Source organism: Lysobacter sp. SCRH-1R, from assembly GCF_057747855.1.
Window position 1 is genome coordinate 3551659 of the sequence record NZ_CM173227.1, and the last position, 20069, is coordinate 3571727.

Annotated in this window: 20 protein-coding genes; 10 read left to right on the forward strand and 10 right to left on the reverse strand. The window is 69.2% G+C overall.

Annotation, left to right across the window (positions count from 1 at the left end):
• The 6 genes from AC3ANK_RS16225 to AC3ANK_RS16250 all read right to left on the reverse strand — a co-directional run bounded on the left by AC3ANK_RS16225 (position 1) and on the right by AC3ANK_RS16250 (position 4928).
• Positions 1-1305, reverse strand: coding sequence for an O-antigen ligase family protein (locus AC3ANK_RS16225; RefSeq protein WP_206862181.1), 1305 nt, complete (start codon positions 1303-1305; stop codon positions 1-3).
• A complete protein-coding gene (locus tag AC3ANK_RS16230) occupies positions 1292-2413 on the reverse strand; it encodes a glycosyltransferase (protein ID WP_206862182.1) in 1122 nt (373 codons plus the stop codon). The genes AC3ANK_RS16225 and AC3ANK_RS16230 overlap by 14 nt, the downstream gene beginning before the upstream one ends.
• A 46-nt stretch (positions 2414-2459) precedes the next feature.
• Entirely contained in the window at positions 2460-2660 is a 201-nt protein-coding gene (locus tag AC3ANK_RS16235) for a zinc-finger domain-containing protein (protein ID WP_206862183.1), read from the reverse strand.
• Positions 2661-2731: 71 nt separating this feature from the next.
• The gene (locus AC3ANK_RS16240) at positions 2732-3442 is read right to left on the reverse strand and encodes a pirin family protein (RefSeq protein WP_206862184.1); all 711 of its coding nucleotides are present in this window, start codon (positions 3440-3442) and stop codon (positions 2732-2734) included.
• Between the two features lie 264 nt (positions 3443-3706).
• On the reverse strand, positions 3707-4285 hold the full coding sequence (locus AC3ANK_RS16245) for a YceI family protein (RefSeq protein ID WP_242525297.1): 579 nt from the start codon (positions 4283-4285) through the stop codon (positions 3707-3709).
• A gap of 43 nt (positions 4286-4328) precedes the next feature.
• Positions 4329-4928: a malonic semialdehyde reductase gene (locus AC3ANK_RS16250; RefSeq protein ID WP_206862186.1), complete on the reverse strand. Its 600-nt coding sequence runs from the start codon at positions 4926-4928 to the stop codon at positions 4329-4331.
• 107 nt (positions 4929-5035) lie between these two features.
• On the opposite strand from AC3ANK_RS16250, the gene AC3ANK_RS16255 reads away from it, so the two are divergent.
• Entirely contained in the window at positions 5036-6043 is a 1008-nt protein-coding gene (locus AC3ANK_RS16255; RefSeq protein WP_206862187.1) for an ELM1/GtrOC1 family putative glycosyltransferase, read from the forward strand.
• A 17-nt stretch (positions 6044-6060) separates the two neighbouring features.
• Here the strand turns inward: AC3ANK_RS16255 and glnE are convergent, their stop codons facing one another.
• The 3 genes from glnE to groES all read right to left on the reverse strand — a co-directional run bounded on the left by glnE (position 6061) and on the right by groES (position 11298).
• Complete coding sequence (gene glnE / locus AC3ANK_RS16260; protein ID WP_484171531.1) at positions 6061-8886, reverse strand: bifunctional [glutamate--ammonia ligase]-adenylyl-L-tyrosine phosphorylase/[glutamate--ammonia-ligase] adenylyltransferase; 2826 nt, start codon at positions 8884-8886, stop codon at positions 6061-6063.
• Positions 8887-9233: 347 nt separating this feature from the next.
• Complete coding sequence (groL, locus tag AC3ANK_RS16265) at positions 9234-10874, reverse strand: chaperonin GroEL (RefSeq protein WP_206862189.1); 1641 nt, start codon at positions 10872-10874, stop codon at positions 9234-9236.
• A 136-nt stretch (positions 10875-11010) separates the two neighbouring features.
• Complete coding sequence (gene groES / locus AC3ANK_RS16270; RefSeq protein WP_206862190.1) at positions 11011-11298, reverse strand: co-chaperone GroES; 288 nt, start codon at positions 11296-11298, stop codon at positions 11011-11013.
• A 548-nt stretch (positions 11299-11846) separates the two neighbouring features.
• On the opposite strand from groES, the gene AC3ANK_RS16275 reads away from it, so the two are divergent.
• The gene (locus AC3ANK_RS16275; protein ID WP_206862191.1) at positions 11847-12254 is read left to right on the forward strand and encodes a helix-turn-helix domain-containing protein; all 408 of its coding nucleotides are present in this window, start codon (positions 11847-11849) and stop codon (positions 12252-12254) included.
• A gap of 4 nt (positions 12255-12258) precedes the next feature.
• Here AC3ANK_RS16275 and AC3ANK_RS16280 read toward each other — a convergent pair whose 3' ends face one another.
• Positions 12259-12714, reverse strand: coding sequence for a hypothetical protein (locus AC3ANK_RS16280; RefSeq protein ID WP_206862192.1), 456 nt, complete (start codon positions 12712-12714; stop codon positions 12259-12261).
• A gap of 143 nt (positions 12715-12857) precedes the next feature.
• Between AC3ANK_RS16280 and cutA the strand changes: the two genes are divergently transcribed.
• The 8 genes from cutA (at position 12858) to AC3ANK_RS16320 (ending at position 20036) form a co-directional block, all read left to right on the forward strand.
• Complete coding sequence (gene cutA / locus AC3ANK_RS16285) at positions 12858-13199, forward strand: divalent-cation tolerance protein CutA (protein WP_206862193.1); 342 nt, start codon at positions 12858-12860, stop codon at positions 13197-13199.
• Positions 13192-15624: a protein-disulfide reductase DsbD gene (locus AC3ANK_RS16290; RefSeq protein ID WP_206862194.1), complete on the forward strand. Its 2433-nt coding sequence runs from the start codon at positions 13192-13194 to the stop codon at positions 15622-15624. Before cutA ends, AC3ANK_RS16290 begins: the two co-directional genes overlap by 8 nt.
• On the forward strand, positions 15624-16220 hold the full coding sequence (locus AC3ANK_RS16295) for a TlpA family protein disulfide reductase (protein WP_206862195.1): 597 nt from the start codon (positions 15624-15626) through the stop codon (positions 16218-16220). The genes AC3ANK_RS16290 and AC3ANK_RS16295 overlap by 1 nt, the downstream gene beginning before the upstream one ends.
• A 130-nt stretch (positions 16221-16350) precedes the next feature.
• The gene (aroQ, locus tag AC3ANK_RS16300) at positions 16351-16809 is read left to right on the forward strand and encodes a type II 3-dehydroquinate dehydratase (RefSeq protein ID WP_206862196.1); all 459 of its coding nucleotides are present in this window, start codon (positions 16351-16353) and stop codon (positions 16807-16809) included.
• 75 nt (positions 16810-16884) lie between these two features.
• Positions 16885-17355, forward strand: coding sequence for an acetyl-CoA carboxylase biotin carboxyl carrier protein (accB, locus tag AC3ANK_RS16305; RefSeq protein WP_206862197.1), 471 nt, complete (start codon positions 16885-16887; stop codon positions 17353-17355).
• A gap of 20 nt (positions 17356-17375) precedes the next feature.
• Entirely contained in the window at positions 17376-17795 is a 420-nt protein-coding gene (locus AC3ANK_RS16310; protein WP_206862198.1) for a four helix bundle protein, read from the forward strand.
• Positions 17785-19152, forward strand: a complete 1368-nt coding sequence (gene accC, locus AC3ANK_RS16315) for an acetyl-CoA carboxylase biotin carboxylase subunit (RefSeq protein WP_206862199.1) — start codon at positions 17785-17787, stop codon at positions 19150-19152. Before AC3ANK_RS16310 ends, accC begins: the two co-directional genes overlap by 11 nt.
• 59 nt (positions 19153-19211) lie before the next feature.
• Positions 19212-20036 (forward strand): energy transducer TonB, encoded by an 825-nt coding sequence (locus AC3ANK_RS16320; RefSeq protein WP_206862200.1) that lies wholly within the window; start codon positions 19212-19214, stop codon positions 20034-20036.
• Positions 20037-20069 lie beyond the last annotated feature (33 nt).

Genomic DNA, 20069 nt, shown 5'->3' on the forward strand with positions numbered 1-20069 from the left:
CTATTCGCGCGCGAGCAGGCTGCCCGCGTACAGCGCGGCGAGCAGCAGCGTGAGGCCGCCCCAGAAGGTCGAATAGAACGCCAGGTGCGTGTTGAGCGGGAACAGCGTCACCGCCAGCGCCCACATCGCCGGACGCGCGCGTTCGCGGGCCTGCTCGTCGGCGAAGCGCCATGCGCGCCACGCCAGCGCGAGGCCCGCCAGCCACATCAGCATGCCGAACGCGCCGGTTTCGCTGAGCACTTCCAGCACGATCTGGTGCGCGTGCAGCGCCGGGCCCGTGCCCCACACGGCGAGCGCTCCGGGCTCGGGATCGCAGGCCGGGAACGCCTCGCGGAAGCCGCGCGCGCCGACGCCGTTGATCGGATGCTCGCGCACCATGCACAACGCCGCGCTCCAGATGCGCGCGCGTCCGGACAGCGCGCTGTCCACGCCTTCCACGTCGGCGGACACCGCATGCGCCGTGCGCGCGATGCGTTCGCGCACCTGCGGCGATGTGATGGAGAGCGTGCCGACCGCGATGGCGCCGATCGCGAACACGCCGATCAGCTTCTTCCAGCCCACCAGCCGCCAACCCGACAGCACCAGCGCGAGCGCATAGGTGATCCACGACGCGCGCGAACCGGCCAGCACCATCACCACGCCCACCGCGGCGGCGGCAAGCAGCCAGCCGACCGTGCCCATGCGCCGTCCGCAGGCGAACAGCAGGAACGGCGACAGGCTCGCCAGCACCGGCCCGAGCTTGAGGTTGCACGGACCCAGCACGCCGCTTAGGCGGTCCACGCCGGCGACTTCCTGCGGCGTGCACATGCCGTGGCCGCTGATGGCGATCTTGATGCCGTCGATGCCGGAGAACAGCGGGCTCGTGCCGGTGGCCGCCTGCACCAGCGCGTCCAGCGTCCAGATGCCGACGATGATCGCCAGTCCGCCGAAGGTGATGCGCCGTCCGCGCGGATCGGCCACCGCCGAGGCGACCAGCCACAGGAACGGCAGGTAGCGCAGGTCCACCGCCGCTTCGCGCAATGCGCGCGCGGGGTCGATCGCGTCGATCGCCGACACCAGTTCCGGCGTCCAGTAGGCGAAGAACAGCACGCTGGTGAGCGCCCATGCGGGGTTGCTCAGCAGTTGCTCGCCGCCACGGAACCGCGACAGCGCCAGATGGACGATCGCCACCAGCGCGCCGAGGACCAGCACGCCTTCCGCATAGCCCGGTGCCGGCCACAGCGCGACATACGCCAGGATCCACGCCGGCGCCCAGCGCCAGCCGCGCACGCGCGGCCCGGCCGAAGTGGCGTCAGCGGGGTTCATCGATGAGCTCGGCGTAGACGGCAAGCGTGGCCTCCTGCATCGCACGCAATGAATGCGGAATCGTAGCCGGCGGCGCAGGCGGATGCGTAAGAAGTTCGTAGCCGCCGCGGCGCAGTGCGTCGAGGTCGAACGGTGCCACCGCACAGCCGGGTTGCCACTTCGCCAGCAGTTCGCCGACACCCCCGTGCGCCCAGCCGAGCACCGGACGCCCGACCGACCAGGCTTCCAGCACCGTGCGCCCGAACGCCTCGGGCTTGCGCGAAAGCTGCAGCACCACGTCGCTGGCCGCATAGGCGCGCGCGATCGCATCGGTCGGCGCGGTGAAGGCGACCGCCTCGGCGATGCCGAGCGTCGCCGCTTCGCGTTCGAGTTCGGCGATGTACGCCTCGCGCCCGGCCTCGCGCGCGCCGGGGAGCCAGAGGCGCGCGTCGATTCCGTCCGTGCGCAGCCGCGATAGCAGCGCGAGCGCGTCCGCATGTCCTTTCAGGCGCGTGCCGCGACCTGGCAACAGCAACAGCGGCCCGTCGCCGCCCAGCGCGGGGTGGAGCGACGCGGCCCAGGCACGCGCTTCGTGATCGGGACAAGCCGCGCGCGGAAACGTGCGTGGATCGATGCCGCGCGGGATCACCCGCAGCTTCGCCGCATCGACCCTGGGGTAATGGCGCAACACGAATTCGCGCACGGTGCCGGACACGCAGATCACGCGTTCGCCGCGCGTCATCACCGCGCTGTAGCGCGACGGCGAATTGAGCCCGTGCACGGTCGTCACCCAGCGCGGACGCTTCGAAGCCGGCAGGCCCCGCAGGGCGAATTCGCCGACCCATGCGGGCAGGCGCGAACGCGCATGCACGAGGTCCACGCGCTCGCGCCCGATGAGCGCGCGCAACGCGAATACGTGGCGGAAGGTCAGCAGCGACTTGCGGCCGATGTCGAGCGCGATGTGCTCGGCGCCGAGCGCGGTCAGGCGCGGCACCAGCCGCCCGCCTTTCGACACGACGATGGCGCGATGGCCGGCGTCGACCAGCGCCTGGGCGATCTCGAGGGTGGAACGTTCGACGCCGCCCGATTCGAGGGCCGGGAGCAGCTGGACGACGGTCAGCCGGCGCATGCGCGGCTCCGCGGCGGGTGTTCGCGGCACCGGCGTCGGGCGGGGATCAGTCTTCCAGCACGAAATGCGCGCCGCAGTACGGGCACTGCGACTCCCCGCCTTCGGCTTCGATCGGCAGGTACACGCGCGGATGCGAATTCCACAGCGCCATCGAGGGCAGCGGACAGCTCAGCGGCAGGTCGGCGCGGTGCACGACGTAGCGCTGCTGGGCGTTGGCCTGGGTCGGATGGGCGTTGGCTGCGGTCATGATCGGACGGTGTGGCGACGCGGGGCCGCAAGTTTACCAGCCCCGGCGCGAAGACCGCCGCCGCACGGCGGTTATTCGGGCAGGTCGAACAGCAGCACCAGCGCGCGTCCGTCGCCGCCGCCCTGGAGGCGCAGCGTGCCGGCCTCGCCGCGCAGGCCCAGCGCGTCGCCGGCCGCGAGCGGCGTGTCCTCGTTGACCGTCACCCGGCCCGACACGACCTGCACCCAGTACAGCCGGGAAAGATCCAGCTCGAACTCGGCCGTCTCGCCGCGATCGAGCCGCACCTGCAGCACCCGCGCGTCCTGCCGGATCGCCAGGCTGCCGTCGGCACCGTCGCCCGAGGCGAGCAGCGTCCAGCCCCGTGCATCCGCCGGCACGGCCGCACGCCGGGCGTAGGCGGGCGCGTGGTTCAGGCGCGAAGGCTGGATCCACATCTGCCACAGGTGCAGCGGTCCGGACGCGGACGCGTTGCGTTCGGCGTGCTGCACGCCGTGGCCGCCGCTGAGCCATTGCAGTTCCCCGGCGCGAACGGTGCCGCTGCCGCCGATCGCGTCCTCGTGCGCGAGTTCGCCTTCGACGACGAACGCCAGCAGTTCCATGTTCGCGTGCCGCGCGGTGTCGAAACCGGCGCCGGCTTCGAGGCGATCCTCGTTGAGCACGCGCAACGGGCCAAAGCCCATCCACTCGGGGTCGTAGTAGCCGCCGAAGGAAAAGGCGTGGCGGCCTTCGCGGCCCTCTGCGGTGGAATGGCCACGGGAGTTGGCGGGGCGGTGGACGATCATCGTTGTTTTCGTCATTCCAGCGAAAGCTGGAGCCCATTTTGCCCTTTCGGGCCGTGCTTCCGCTCGCTTTCCTGCGAGGGACACTTTTCGCGCCCGGTGGCGCGCGTGTCGATGACGGGCTGCGTTCGATGGATGCGAGGTTCGGGGCGTCGTGCATTGGGCCGTGTCATCGGCGCAAGCCGTCGGCGCATCACCGCATCGCACGTCACGCCCCTCACCCCAACCCCTCTCCCGCAGGGAGAGGGGCTCAAAGCACAAACCGTCTTACTTCGCCGCCACAACCGCTTCGGTCGTGATGCGGATCGTCACGTTGTCGCTCACGTTCGGCGCGTACTTGTCCACGCCGAAGTCGCTGCGCTTGATCGTCGTGGTCGCGTCGAAACCCGCCGCGGCGCGCTTGGCCATCGGCTGCTCGCCGATCTTGTTGATCGTGGTGTCGAGCACCACCGGCCTGGTCACGCCCTTGATGGTCAGATCGCCGAACACGCGCAGCTTCTTGTCGCCGGCGGCTTCGACCTTGGTGCTCTTGAAGGTGATGTTCGGGAACTTCTCGGCGTCGAAGAAATCGGCGCTGCGCAGGTGCTCGTCGAACTTCTCCACGTGCGAATCCAGGCCCGCCAGCGGGATCGTCACTTCGACCTTCGAGGTGCCGACGTTGGTCGGATCGTAGGTGATGCTGCCGTCGACCTGGCCGAAATGCGCGACCGGGTTGGAGAAGCCGAAGTGGCTCCAGCTGGCGACCACGTCGGTGTGGTTCGGGTCGATCTTGTAGGTGACGGGCGCGGCGAAGGCCGCGGTGCTGGCGGCGATCAAAGCCGCGGTCAGGGCGATGCGCTTGAACATGGAGGGCTCCGGTGTGGGTGTCGGACGAACGGGTACTGCGGGATTACAGGATCCGCGCCGCCTCGTCGAAGGACAGTCGCGGCGAGCGGGGGAACAGCCTGGCCGTGTCGCCATGGCCAAGGTTGATCAGGAAATTCGACTTGATCTTCGTGCCGGCGAAGAAGGTTTCATCGACCAGCGCGTTGTTGAAGCCCGACATCGGGCCGGTGTCCAGGCCCAGCGCACGCGCGGCCATCAGCACGTAGGCGCCCTGCAGGCTGCCGTTGCGCAGCGCGATGGTGGCGAGGTCGGCCTCGGGTTTCCCGTCGAACCAGCCGCGCGCGTCGGTGTGCGGGAACAGGTACGGCAGCTTCTCGTAGAACGAGAGGTCGTAGGCGACGATCGCCGTGACCGGCGCGGCCATGGTCTTGGCATGGTTGCCTTCGTCCAGCGCGGGGCCGAGCTTGGCCTTGGCTTCCTTCGACTTCACGAACACCAGCCGCAGCGGCGACATGTTGGCGCTGGTCGGGCCCCACTTGGCCAGGTCGTAGAGCTGGCGCAGGGTCTCGTCGCTGACCTCGCCCGTGAGTTCGTTGTGCGTGCGGGCGGTGCGGAAGAGCTGGTCCAGCGCGGACTCGGGCAGCGGGGCGGTGGCTTGCGACATCGTGTACTCCAGGAAAGATCGCGCCGATGCCGCGATCGAAGGTTCGAGAGTGTAGAGTCTGACACGTTCGCAACAGCCGACTGATCCGGAACGGATTAATCACAAACGTGCAACGAACGAGGACCGATCAACGCCGTACCGCAGCCGCGACTTCACGCGGCCCCGCGACCTGGACCCTGACCGACGGCCACGCCGGCAACGTGCGGCAGGCGCAGGCGCTGGCCGCCGCGCTGGGCGAGCCGTTCCGCGCCTGGACGCTGGCGCCGCGCACGCCCTGGCGCTGGTTCGCGCCGCGCGCCGTGCCCGGTTCGTCGAATGCGTTCGGCCCGACCTTCGAGCGGGCGATGCGGACGCCGCCGTCGCTCGCCATCGGCTGCGGTCGCCAGTCCGCGCTGGCGACGCGGCTGTTGCGATCGCGCGGCGCACGTGCGGTGCAGATCCTCGATCCCAGAATCGACACGCGCCACTGGGACCTGGTCATCGCGCCCGAACACGACGGCCTTCGCGGCGACAACGTTGTCACGCTGGTCGGCAGCCTGCATCCGGTGGACGACCTGTGGCTCGCGGCCGGCCGCCACGCGTTCCCCGAGCTCGGCGCCCTGCCCGGCCCGCGCACCGCCTTGCTCATCGGCGGCGCCAGCGCGCACGCGCGGTTCGACGGCGACACCTACGAAACGCTGCTGGAACGCGTCGAACGCATCGCACGCGAGGAAGGCGGCAGCGTGCTCGCGACCACCTCGCGCCGCACGCCGGCGCACGTGGGCTCGTCCTTGCGCGATCGTCTGCGCGGCGTCCCCGGCCTGATCTGGACAGACGGCGCCGACGGCCCGAACCCCTACGCCGGCCTGCTCGCCTGGGCCGACCGCATCGTCTGCACTGCCGACTCGGTCAACATGCTGTCCGAAGCCTGCGCGACGTGGGTGCCGGTGTTCGTCGCGGGACACGAGCAGATCGAAGGCCGGCCACGACGGTTCGTCGAGTCGGTGCTGCAAAGCAGTCGCGTGCGCGCGTTGGACGAGACGCTGGAACCGTTCGCCGTGAAGCCGCTGCGCGAGACGGCGCGCGTGGCGGCGGAAGTGGCGACGCGCCTATCGATCGGTCGCGACGCGAAGTAACGACGTCGTCGCACGCCTCAGCCGTCGAACACCAGCCCATGCGCATGCGTCGCGGCGATGATCGCTTCGCGCGCGCTTGCGATGCCGTCGTCGATCGGCAATCGCCGCGGGCGGCGGTCGAGCGTGCACGCCAAACCGGCATCGACGAGCCTGCCGTGGGCCTGCGTCAGCGCGTCGATCTCGTCGGCGCCGAGCCATCCGCTTTCGCCGATGACCCCGATGAGTTCTCGCGTGTTGCGTGAGGCGAGCCACTGCGCGTGCTGCGACGAATGCGCGAGCACGGCGTACTGCAGCAGGAATTCCAGATCCACCAGGCCGCCTTCGCCCTGCTTCAGGTCGAATGCGGACGCGTCGCTGCGATCGAGTTCCGCACGCATGCGACGGCGCATCGACACCACGTCCTCGCACACGCGCTGCGTGTCGCGTTCGCGCGACAGCGTCTGGCGCCGCACGTCCTCGACGTCGGCGCCGAGCGATTCGTCGCCGGCGACGAAACGCGCACGCACCAGCGCCTGGTGTTCCCACGTCCAGGCGCGATCGCGCTGGTAGTCGCGGTAACTCGCCAGGCTCGACACGAGCAGCCCTTTCGCGCCGTCGGGACGGAGCCGCACGTCGACGTCGTACAACCGTCCCGCGCCGGTGACCGCGCCGAGCAGCGCGACGACCTTCTGCGCGACGCGCGCGAACCAGCGCGTGGCTTCGAGCGGACGCGCGCCCTCGGAATGCGCGTGCTCGCCGCCGGGGGCGTCGTAGATGAAGACCAGATCGAGATCGGAGCCGAAACCGAGTTCCTCGCCGCCGAGACTGCCGTAGCCGATCACGGCGAAACGCGCGCCGGGTACGCGACCGTGCGCGTCGGCGACCTCGTGTTCCGCCAGGCGCAGCACGCGCATCACCACGCCATCGGCGAGCCACGCGAGCTGCCGCGCGCCGTCCACCGCCGACAATCGGCCGTCGCGCAACGCCATGGCGATGCGGAAGCTGAGCGCCTGGCGGACTTCGTTCAAGGCCTGCAACACGGCTTCGGCATCGTCGTCCGCGTCGCGCGCGACCTCCGCGCACGCGGCGTGCAGTTCGTCGCGACCGGGCAGCGGACCGGCCACGCGCGCGTCGAGCAGCTCGTCCAGCAGCAGCGGATACGACGCGAGCCGTTCGGCCAACAGCGCGCTGTGCGTGACGACTTCGACCAGCCGCGCGAGCGCGACCGGCTGTTCGTCCAGCAGCGCGAGGTACGCACTGCGACGCAGCACGTTGTGCAACAGCGCGAGCAGGCGTCGCAGCGCGAGCATCGGTTCGCTCGACGCGGCGGCGGCCTGCAGCAGCGCCGGCATCACGCGATCGAGCCGCGCACGCGCGTTGTCGGACAGGCCGCGCACACCGGGACTGCGCGCGAAATCGCGCAGCGGGCCATCCGCGTTGCCCGCTTCGATGAAGCCGGCGTCGGCGAGCGCTTCGCTGTCGCCGCCCTCGGGCAGCGCGCGCCAGTACGTGGTCAGTGCGTCGGGGGCGTTCCTGCGTCGGCGCGGCGCGAGCAGCGCCTCGAACTCCGCGGTGACGCGCCCACGCTGCGCATCCAGCGCGTCGCGCAGCGCGGGCCAGTCGTCGAAACCAAGCGCGAAGGCGATGCGGTCGCGGTCGTCCTCGCGTTCGGGCAGCGCATGGGTCTGCGCATCGCGCAGCATCTGCAGGCGGTTTTCCAGGCGACGCAGGAAGCGGTACGCCTGCGCGAGCAGATCGCCCGCATCGGCGGACATCTGCCGAGCCTCGACCAGCGCACGCAGCGACGGCAGGAGCCGGCGATCGCGCAGGTTCGGCTCGCGACCGCCGTAGATCAGCTGCAACGCCTGCACGAGGAATTCGATTTCGCGAATGCCGCCCGGCCCGCGCTTGATGTCGTCGGCCAGTTCCTTGCGCGCGACTTCGGCGGTGATCGCCGCCTTCATGCCCCGCAGGCCGTCGAGCGCGCCGAAATCCAGGTAACGGCGATAGACGAACGGACGCAGGCTGTCGAGGAAGCGCTCCCCCGCCTGCGCATCGCCGGCGACGGGGCGCGCCTTCTGCCAGGCGTAGCGCTCCCAGTCGCGGCCTTCGCGCTGGAAGTACTGCTCCATCGCATTGAACGACCACGCCACGCGGCCGGCGTTGCCGTAGGGGCGCAGGCGCAGGTCTACGCGATGGCAGAAGCCGTCGACGGTGGGTTCGTCCAGCAGCTTGGCGAGTTGCTGCCCCAGGCGGGCGAAGTAGTGCTCGGCTTCGAGCGGACGCGCGCCGTCGCTGCTGCCGTCGTGCTCGTAGGTGTAGACCAAGTCCACGTCGGAACTGAAGTTGAGTTCGCCGCCGCCGAGCTTGCCCAGGCCGAACACGACCAGCCGCAGGGCGTTGCCATCGCGATCGCGCACCACGCCGTGGCGCTGCGCGAACTCGCCTTCGGTGGCGTCGAGCGCCATCTGCAGGCAGCGTTCGGCCAGATGCGTGCTGCCGGCGAGCGTGGCGTCCACGTCGTCCAGGCCGAGCACGTCGCGCCAGATCAGGCGCGTGGAGCCCGCCGCGCGGTAACGGCGCAGCAGCGCGGGCCAGTCGCTCCGGTTGTCGGCGTCGAGCACGGGCTCCGCGGGCGGCCGGGCGCCATCGTCGTCGATCAGGGCTTCGAGCAGCTCCGGCTGCCGGACGAGCGTGTCTATGGCGAAGTCGCTGGCGATCGCCACGCGTTCGAGCCGGGCGATCGCGTGCGGGTCGGACAGGAGTTCGCCCCGATCGGGCACCGCCGCGCGCAGTCGCGCGAAGGCGCGGGCGAGGAGCGGTTCGAAGCGGGTGGGGGTCGAAGCGGACGCGGGGGAAGTCATCGCGCCGATTCTGTCATGCGCGTTCCACTCGTCGGCTGTCGCACCGGCGCGCGTGCCGCACTGCACCTTCCGACGAGCGGGCAAATAAAAAGCCCGCCCCGGTCGAACCGGTTGCGGGCCTGCTCCCTCCCCCACGTCGGGATGCGCGTTGATCGTGAAGGAACCGTTAGGTGCTTTGCACGCTGCACTGCAAAATAGAACTCAGCGGTTCAAATAGCGATCCAATGGGCGTCCGGCCGCCGCCCTGTTCAGCTTGCGGCCTCCCCGCACAGGATCGGGAAAAGAGGCAAAAAAGAACCCCGCATCGCTGCGGGGTTCTTCGTACAGCTTGTGACGGGGAGCCGGACTTAGAAGTCCATGCCGCCCATGCCGCCCATGCCGCCGGCGCCCGGCATCGCCGGCTCGTCCTTCTTCGGCAGCTCGGCGACCATCGCTTCGGTCGTGATCATCAGACCGGCGATCGACGCGGCGTTCTGCAGCGCGGTGCGGGTGACCTTGGTCGGGTCCAGGATGCCGAACTCGAGCATGTCGCCGAACTCGCCATTGGCCGCGTTGTAGCCGAACGCGCCCTTGCCTTCGATGACCTTGTTGAGGATGACCGAGGGCTCTTCGCCGGCGTTGGTCACGATCTCGCGCAGCGGCGCTTCCATCGCACGCAGCGCGATCTGGATGCCGTGGTTCTGGTCTTCGTTGGCGCCCTTCAGGCCCGAGATGGCGGCCTTGGCGCGCAGCAGCGCGACGCCGCCGCCCGGGACGATGCCTTCTTCCACGGCAGCGCGGGTGGCGTGCAGCGCGTCTTCGACGCGGGCCTTCTTTTCCTTCATCTCGACTTCGGTCGCGGCGCCGACCTTGATGACGGCCACGCCGCCGGCCAGCTTCGCCACGCGCTCCTGCAGCTTCTCGCGGTCGTAGTCGGAGGAGGTCTCCTCGATCTGCGCCTTGATCTGCTTGATGCGGCCTTCGATGCCCGAGGCTTCGCCGGCGCCGTCGATGATGGTGGTGTTCTCCTTGGAGACCTGCACCTTCTTCGCGCGGCCGAGGTCCTTGATGGTGGCCTTGTCCAGCTGCAGGCCGACTTCCTCGGAGATCACGGTGCCGCCGGTCAGGATAGCCATGTCTTCCAGCATCGCCTTGCGACGGTCGCCGAAGCCCGGGGCCTTCACGGCGCAGACCTTCACGATGCCGCGGATGGTGTTGACGACCAGCGTCGCCAGCGCTTCGCCTTCGACTTCCTCGGCGATGATCAGCAGCGGCTTGCCGGCCTTCGCGACGCCTTCCAGCACCGGCAGCAGGTCGCGGACGTTGGAGATCTTCTTGTCGTGCAGCAGGATGAACGGATCGTCCAGTTCGGCCTGCATCGACTGCTGGTTGTTGATGAAGTACGGCGACAGGTAGCCGCGGTCGAACTGCATGCCCTCGACGACGTCGAGTTCGTTCTCGAGGCCCGAGCCGTCTTCGACGGTGATCACGCCTTCCTTGCCGACCTTGTCCATCGCCTGCGCGATGAGGTCGCCGATGTTGGTGTCGCTGTTGGCCGAGATCGCGCCGACCTGGGCGATTTCCTTCGAGGTCGAGGACGGCTTGCTGATCTTCTTCAGCTCGCCGACGGCCTCGGTCACGGCCTTGTCGATGCCGCGCTTGAGGTCCATCGGGTTCATGCCGGCGGCGACGGCCTTCATGCCTTCGCGGATCAGCGCCTGCGCCAGCACGGTGGCGGTGGTGGTGCCGTCACCGGCGTTGTCGGAGGTCTTGGAAGCGACTTCCTTCACCATCTGCGCGCCCATGTTCTCGAACTTGTCGGCAAGCTCGATTTCCTTCGCGACGGACACGCCGTCCTTGGTGATGGTCGGGGCGCCGAAGCTCTTCTCGAGCACGACGTTGCGGCCCTTCGGGCCGAGGGTTGCCTTGACGGCATTGGCGAGGATGTTGACGCCGCGCACCATCTTGACGCGCGCGTCCTCACCGAAACGGATTTCCTTGGCTGCCATGGTTCTTAACTCCGGGATTCGTGATTCGTGAATTGTGATTCGTGAAAGCGACAACCGTGGGCTTCGTGATGCGGTAGGGATTCGTCAGCGCGTGGCGCTCTTTCGAATCACCAATCCCGAATCACGAATCACGGTTTCAGCCGAGCACGGCGAAGATGTCGTCTTCCTTCACCACCAGGTATTCGGTGCCGTCGAGCTTCACTTCGGTGCCGCTGTACTTGCCGAACAGCACCTTGTCGCCGGCCTTGACCTTCGGGGCGCGCACGTTGCCGTTGTCGAACACCTTGCCCTCGCCCACGGCGACGACTTCGCCCTTGATCGGCTTCTCGGTGGCCGAGTCCGGAATCACGATGCCGCCGGCGGACATCTTTTCTTCTTCCATGCGCTTGATGACCACGCGGTCGTAGAGCGGCTTGATATTCATGGCGACTGAAACCTCCGAAGAGTTCGTAAGTGGTTGATACAACGGAAAAAGTGACGGAATTTTAGCAGTCGCCCACGACGAGTGCCAAGGTCGCGGGCAAACAGAACCCGGCGAACCGGGATGCGGGGGAGATGGGGTGGCGGCGGAACCTTTCAAGGCCTGCGCGATGCATTGACGCATATCGCGAGGCTTCCGGCGCAAACGCGGGATGCGGGCGAACCCGGCAATCGCGCCGGGTTCGACGCGCCCAAAAAGAAAGAGCGCGTCCCGTGGAACGCGCCCTTTGGTATCGGAGTTGCCGTCCTGGCCCGGCGCCATCCCTGCGCACGTGCTCCGAACCGACGCCTGACACGGCGCACGTGAATGGTGTGCAGTTCGTCGCGTTCGAGCCAGAGGCGAGGTGGCCCAGCCTGCTGACCAGCGGTAGCCGCCTTGGCGCATTCTTTGGCAGAATCTGCGATCCGAGCGTGCTCCTCGTGGCGACGACGCTACCGTCAGCGCACAGCTTGGTGTGTATGTCGTTCACCTTGTGACCATCGGTAGCCAACATGACGCCCCAGCAGCGCATCCGTCTTGCCCGTCGCCACGCCGGCCTTTCGCAGGCCGCGCTGGGGTCGAAAGTGGGCGTGCAGCGAAGCGCCGTCGGCCATTGGGAAGCGACGCGCGGCAAGTTCCCCAGCGTGGCTCATTTGCGCGAGATCGCGCTGGTCACCGGGGTGCAGTTCGAATGGCTGGCGACCGGGCGCGGCAACATGAGCCTGTCGGCCGACACGGCGCTCGATTCGGTCGCGGCGGCCGACGCGATGCTGGTGGAGGACCCGCTGGAGCTGCGGCTGCTCACCGCGTTCCGCGCGGCGCCGACGCGTTCCAAGGCGCCGCTGGTGGAAGTGGTCGAACAACTGGCCGAGCTGCGCACCGGCCGTCCGCGCACCGCGGCGAAGGCGGCGGGCGCGTAAGGGCTCAGCCGCCGGCCATGCGCCGGATCGCCGCGGGCGGCAGCGCCGCGCAATCGGCGGCGGGAGCGAAGGCGGCGGTCGCGGTCTCGTCGCCCTGCACGAGTTGCAGCCGCCCGGCCGTCAGTGGCGCGGCGAGCACGGCGGTCCACACCGCGCGGATCGTGCCCTGCATCGGCGGTTCGGCCTGGGGCGCGCCCTTGGCGTCGATGTAGACCAGGTCATGGCCGGACGACACCAGCGGCTCGCCGGTCTCCACGTCGATCACGCGCAGGTTCGCCGGATCGCTCCAGCAGTCCATGGCGTTCTCGCAACTCAGGTCCAGGAGCAGGCGCGGCGTCGGCGCCGCCTGCACGCAGGCGGCGCGCACGTGGATGCCGTGGGCGTCGCCGGTCTGCGCGGCGGCCTGGCTGGACAGCACCAGCGCCAGCGCGGCCGACGCAAGGAGCGAGTGGGGGGACATCGGACCTCCTCGGCCGGCTCGGGGGACGCCGGCGCCGGCAGCCTACGCCATCCTGGGGAGGCCCGCGCAAGCCCGCCGTGGAACGTTGTGGGCCGGTCCGGCACGGGCGATGGCGGCGGGCAGGCCCTACACTGGCGCCCCTCATGCCCACGCCCGCCGACCCACGCGTGCGGCTGGTGCTCAGCACCTGCCCCGACGCCCGGACCGCCGACACCCTCGCCACCGCGCTGGTCGACGAGCGCCTGGCCGCGTGCGTGAACGTGCTGCCGGGCATCCGCTCGGTGTACCGCTGGCAGGGCGCGGTCGAACGCGGCGAGGAAGTGCTGCTGCTGATCAAGACCACCGCCGACCGCCAGGACGCGCTGGTCGAGCGCCTCAAGGCGCTGCATCCCTATGAACTGCCCGAGGCGCTCGCGGTCGAAGCCGTCGGCGGCCTCGCCGCCTACCTGCACTGGGTGGCCGAACAGACACGTGACGATGACTGATCCGATCCGAACGCGCGCCGCGCGCCTGCTGTCCCTCCTGCTTCCGCTCGCGCTCGCGTTCGCCGCGATGCCCGCCGCCGCGGCCATCGACCCCGACGACCTGCTGCCGGTGGACGACGCCTTCGCGCTGCGGGCCGAAGCGCCGTCGCCGGACCGCATCGAGATCCGCTGGCGCATCGCCGACGGCTACTACCTCTATCGCCACCGCATCGCCGTGCAGGCCGACGCCAGCTTCGCCGCACAGCCGCTGCAGCTGCCCAGGGGCGACGCGCACGAGGACGAGTTCTTCGGACGGGTCGAAACCTACCGCCAGGCGCTCACCGCCGTGCTCCCCGGCCAGGCCAGCGCGCGCCAGGTGACGCTGAAGATCAAATACCAGGGCTGCGCCGACGCGGGCATCTGCTACCCGCCGCAGACGCGCAGCCTGACCATCGCCCTGCCGCAGGGCGCGACGGCGCGCGGCGATGCGAAGCCGCTGGTGAACTTCGGGCCGCGCGGCGGTGCGCCGCTGGGCGGCGGACTGCTCGGCCAGAACGCCGGCGCCGACGCGTTGCCGCTGCCGCCGGAGCAGGCGTTCGGCTTCGAGGCGATCGCCGGCGACGGCAACACGCTGCTGCTGCGCTTCACCCCCGCGAACGGCTATTACCTCTATCGCGACAAGACGACACTGAAACTCGATGCCGCCTCGACGAAGGCCGGCTTCGCGCTCGGCGCGCCGCGCTGGCCCAAAGGCGTGGCGCATCGCGACGAGCACTTCGGCGACGTCACGGTCTATTTCGACCAGATCGACGTACCGGTGCCGGTGCGGCGACGCACGGCCGACGCCGCGACGGTGCGCCTGACCGCCGGCTTCCAGGGCTGCCAGACGGACGGGATCTGCTATCCGCCGATGACGCGCACGGTGGTCGTGGCGTTGCCGAAGAGCGTGCGGCCGGTGGATTCCGCGACTGCGACGGACACCATCCCCACCTCGCCCCTCCACTTGAAGGGGAGGGAGCAAAGCGTCGTGCCCTCGAGCCGAACGGGCGCGCTGGAGACGACAGCAACCCAGCCGCAGCCGATGACCTCGCCTTCGAGGGGAGCGTCGGGCGGGGATGACGTTGCTCCGATCGCCGGCAACGCGAACAACGCCGACCAGGCCGAAGACACCCGCCTCGCCGCCGCGCTCTCCGGCCCGAACCGCTGGTGGGTGCTCGCGAGCTTCTTCGGCTTCGGCCTGCTGCTGGCGTTCACGCCGTGCGTGCTGCCGATGATCCCGATCCTCTCCGGCCTGATCGCCGGACAGGGACCGAACCTCAGCGCCGGCCGCGCACTGCTGCTCTCGTTCGTGTACGTGCTTTCCAGCGCGCTGGTATTCACCGCCGCCGGCGTCGTCGCGGGGCTCGTCGGCGCGAACCTGCAGGTGGCCTTCCAGACGCCGTGGGTGATCGTCGCCTTCGCGGTGCTGTTCGTGGTGCTCGCGCTGTCGAGCTTCGGCCTGTACGAACTGCAATTGCCGGCGGCGTTGCGCGCGAAGCTGGGCGCGATGAGCGACCGCCAGCGCGGCGGCTCCATGTTCGGCGTGGCGGCGATGGGCGCACTGTCGGCGCTGATCGTCGGCCCGTGCGTGGCCCCGCCGCTCGCCGGCGGCGTGCTCTACATCAGCCAGACCCAGGATCCGGTGTTCGGCGGCGCGGCGCTGTTCCTGCTCGCGATGGGCATGGGCGTGCCGCTGCTGGTGTTCGGCGTGGCCGCGGGCAAGGGGCTGCCGACCAGCGGCCCGTGGATGGTCGCGGTGCAGCGCGCGTTCGGCTTCGTGTTCCTCGGGCTGGCGGTGTGGATGGTGTCGCGCATCCTGCCGGCGCCGGCCACGCTGGCGCTGTGGGGCGTGCTGCTGCTCGCCGCCGCCGCGACGCTCGGCGTCGGCGTGCGCCAGTCGCGGCGCGACGGCGCACGGATCATGGGCTGGACGGCGGCGCTGGTACTCGGCCTGTTCGGTGCGGCGCAGCTGGTCGGCGCGATGGCCGGCAGCCGCGATCCGCTCAAGCCGCTCGCCGCGCTCGCGGGCGGCGTGCAGGAAGCCGAACTGCCGTTCCGCAAGATCAAGTCGACCGCCGACCTCGACCGCGAGATCGCCGCCGCGAAGGCCGCCGGCAAGCCGCTGATGCTCGACTTCTATGCCGACTGGTGCGTGGCCTGCAAGGAAATGGAGAAGTACACCTTCCCCGAGCCTTCCGTGCACCGCGCGCTGGGCGATTTCGTGCTGCTCAAGGCCGACGTCACCGCGAACGACGAGGCCGACCAGGCGCTGATGAAGCGCCTGGGCATCATCGGTCCGCCGGCCACGCTGTGGTACGTCGACGGCGCCGAGCGCCGCGAACTGCGGCTGTTCGGCTTCGAGGACGCGGAGAACTTCGTCGAACGCGCGAACCGGGTGCGTCGCTGATGGGCCCGACGGCGAAGATCCTGCTCGTCGCTGCGATCGCCGGCGCGCTGGGCGTCGCCGCCGGCCTGGTCGTGAACGGCCCGGGCCCGCTGCTGCGCACCGAAGTCGGCCAGCGCGCGCTGCAATCGGCGATGGAGGCGAGCGCGCCGAAGCCGCCGGCCGACCTGAAGGTCGCCCGCCGTGGCGAGCCCGTGCCGGCGCTCCGCCTGCCCGCGCTGGACGGCGCGACGGTCGAACTTCCCGCGGCCTATGCCGGACGGCCGGTCCTGGTGAACCTGTGGGCGAGCTGGTGCGGGCCGTGCATCGAGGAAATGCCCGAGCTCGACCGTTTCGCCGCCACCCAGGGCGCTAACGGCACGCAAGTGGTCGGCATCGCGCTGGACGATCCCGCGGCCGTGACCGACTTCCTAAGGCGCGTTCCGGTGCGCTATCCAATCCTGTTGGACGAAGCCGGGCCGCGCGATGCCGGCGTGCAGTTGGGCAATCCCAAGGGCGTCCTGCCGTATACGGCGCTGATTTCCGCTGACGGGCGCCTGATCAAGCAGAAGATCGGCCCCTTCCAGCACGGCGAAATCGATAACTGGGTCGCGGATTAGAGCGACCACTCAAACAACTGATTAAATTCCGCGAACTTCGCCGATACGGTAGCGAACGTCTGGACACCCTTCCGGGCATGGCGCACACTGCCGGCCTTCGACCTGTTCGATGCGAGTTTTTCAGCCCCTCATGGCGAAGCTGCTGCTCCTGCACGGCCCCAACCTCAACCTGCTCGGCACGCGCGAGCCGGAGGTCTACGGCCGCACCACGCTCGCCGACATCGACGCCTCGCTGCGCGAGCGCACCGAAGCCGCCGGCCACGCGTTCGAGAGCCTGCAGTCCAACGCCGAGCACGTGCTGGTCGACCGCATCCAGGCCGCGCGCACCGACGGCACCGCCTTCATCCTGATCAACCCCGCCGCCTTCACCCACACCAGCGTCGCCATCCGCGACGCGCTGGCGGCCGTGGCCCTGCCCTTCATCGAAGTCCACCTGTCCAACCCGCACCGCCGCGAACCGTTCCGGCACACCAGCTACTTCAGTGACCTGGCGGTGGGCGTGGTGTGCGGCTTCGGCGCGGACAGTTACCGATACGCACTCGACGCCGCGCTGGCGCGTTTACAGCCGGGGTCGGGGATTGGGGATTAGGGATTCGCGAAAGCGGCTCACCGACCCCGAATCCCGGATCCCGAATCTCCAATCCCGAACAACCGAGGCCCGAACATGGACCTGCGCAAAATCAAGAAGCTGATCGACCTGCTCGAGGAATCCAATCTCGCCGAGATCGAGATCAAGGAGGGCGAGGAGTCGGTCCGCCTGGCCCGCACGCCCAAGGGCGTGACCGTCGCCGCCGCCCCGATGATGGCCGCCGCCGCCGCGCCGGCGCCGGTCATGCCGATGCACGGCCCGACCGAGGCCGCCAGCGGCGGCGCGCCGAAGCCCGCCGCCGACCTGCCGCCGGGCCACATCGTCCGCGCGCCGATGGTCGGCACCTTCTACGCCTCGCCCTCGCCGGACAAGCCGGCGTTCGTGACCGTGGGCCAGGCGGTCAAGGCCGGCGACACGCTGGGCATCATCGAAGCGATGAAGATGTTCAACCCGATCGAGGCCGACGTCGCCGGCACCGTGCTCAAGGTGATGGTCGAGAACGGCCAGCCGATCGAGTTCGACCAGCCGCTGTTTGTGATCGGCTGAAGATCCGGGATTCGTGATTCGTGATTCGTGATTCGGAAAAGCGTCCGCACCAGCGCCTGGAGGTGTGGCATGACGCCATGGATCTGGTGTCTGCGGTTTATGCGTACTCCGCTGGTTTTCCTGCCGACGAACGCTTTGGCTTGACGTCGCAGGTTAGGCGCGCCGCCGTGAGCGTTCCGTCCAACATTGCCGAAGGCGCCGCACGCAAGTCGCGAAGCGAACTGCATCGCTTCCTGTCCATTGCCCGCGGATCACTTTCCGAGCTCGATACCCAACTTCAGATCGCTGTCCGATTGGAGTTCGGCGCAGTCCCCACCGAACTGGAACAAACGCTGGATCGAACGTTCGCCAAGTTGAATGCGCTGATGAAGAGCATCACCGCACGCTTGAACGAATCACCAATCACGAATCACGAATCACGGCCCTCCCATGCTCGATAAAGTCGTAATCGCCAACCGCGGTGAAATCGCGCTGCGCATCCTGCGCGCGTGCCACGCGCTGGGCATCCGCACGGTCGCGGTGCACTCCACCGTCGACCGCAACCTCAAGCACGTCGCGATGGCCGACGAATCGGTCTGCATCGGTCCGGCGCCGTCGACCGACAGTTACCTCAACATGGCGCAGATCATCGCCGCCGCCGAGGTGACCGACGCGCAGGCGATCCATCCCGGCTACGGCTTCCTGTCGGAAAACGCCGACTTCGCCGAGCGCGTGGAGCAGTCCGGCTTCATCTTCATCGGACCGAAGGCCGACACGATCCGCCTGATGGGCGACAAGGTCGAAGCCATCCGCGCGATGAAGTCCGCCGGCGTGCCGTGCGTGCCCGGCAGCGGCGGCCCGCTCGGCGACGACGCGGCGACCAACGTCAAGATCGCGCGCGAGATCGGCTATCCCGTCATCGTCAAGGCGGCCGGCGGCGGTGGCGGTCGCGGCATGCGCGTGGTGCACACCGAGGCGCACCTCACCGCGGCCATCCAGACCACGAAGTCCGAAGCGAAGGCCGCGTTCGGCAACGACATGGTCTACATGGAGAAGTTCCTGGAGAACCCGCGCCACGTGGAGATCCAGGTCCTCGCCGACGGCCAGGGCAACGCGATCCACCTGGGCGAACGCGACTGCTCGATGCAGCGCCGCCACCAGAAGGTCGTCGAGGAAGCGCCGGCGCCGGGCATCACGCCCGAGCAGCGCGCGGAGATCGGCAAGGTCTGCGTGGAAGCCTGCCTGCGCATCGGCTATCGCGGCGCCGGCACGTTCGAGTTCCTCTACGAGAACGGCCGCTTCTACTTCATCGAGATGAACACCCGCATCCAGGTGGAGCATCCGGTCACCGAGATGGTCACCGGCATCGACCTGGTGCGCGAGCAGCTGATGATCGCCGCCGGCCACAAGCTCTCGATCAGGCAGAGCGACATCGTGCTGGAAGGCCACGCGATCGAGTGCCGCATCAACGCCGAGGATCCGGAAACCTTCATGCCGTTCCCCGGACTGATCCAGCACTTCCACGCCCCGGGCGGCCCGGGCGTGCGCGTGGACAGCCACATCTATGAAGGCTATCGCGTGCCGCCGAACTACGACTCGATGATCGGCAAGCTGATCGTGCACGGGCCCGATCGCGAAACGGCCATCGCGCGCATGCGCGTGGCGCTGAGCGAGATGGTGGTGGACGGCATCAAGACCAACATCCCGCTGCAGCAGCGGATCATGTCCGACGCCGGTTTCCAGCAGGGCGGCATGAACATCCACTACCTGGAGAAGCGCCTGAAGGAACAGAAGGAAAAGGCGCTCTCGATCGTGTGACCGAAACCGCGGCGAAAGCCGCGGTTTTTTTTTCGACCCGCTTTCGTTGGGGACACTGCATGACCACGCGACTGCTCATCGCCCTCGTGATCGGAATGGCCTCCACGCAGGCCACCGCGGCGCCGAAGGACGGCGGCGCGAAACCTTCGACCGGCTGGCTGCAGGTGGAATCGGCCGGCGCCGACGCGGACGTCGTCGCGCGGCTGTATCGCGAACAGCTGCTGGGCTGGTACCGCAACAGCGGCACGATGGACGAGGCCGAGCTGGCGCTGCTGGCCGATGCGGATTACTTCGCGTTCCGCCCCGACCTCACCAGCTTCTCGATCGACCAGGGCGAGTCCGCCGGGCAATGGACCTTCGATCCGCCGCAGCAGGGCCGCTGGCCGACGAACGCGGTGCAGGTGATCGACCGGTCGGATGCATCGACCTACCGAATCGTCGCCCGCGTGCATTGCGATCCGGCCGCGGCGTCCTGCCGCAAGCTGCGCACCACCACCGCGGCCATGTCGCCGCCGGAGCCGGCCACCGCCGACGAGAGCGCGTCCTACGCCGCATGGCGGCAGCTGATCGAACACGAAGCCTGCACGCCCGCGCCGAAGTCGATGGCCGCGCCGCGTTATCCCGCGTCGCTCGCGCGCGGCGGCGAAGGCGGAAGCGTCGAGCTGCGCCTGCTGGTGAACCCGTGCGGGGAAGTGCGTGCGGTGCGCCTGAGCGGATCCTCGGGCCAACCGCTGCTGGATCAATCGGCGATCGACGTCGCCTGGGGATGGCGCATCCAGTCCGAACGGCAGCCGAAGGGTGCGATGGTGCGCGTGCCGGTGGATTTCGTGCCGCCGCAGCTCGACGCCGCGTCCACCGGGCGCATCGACCGGTCGTCGCGCTGAACCCGCGCGTGCCCCGACCGGGGGCGCGATGGT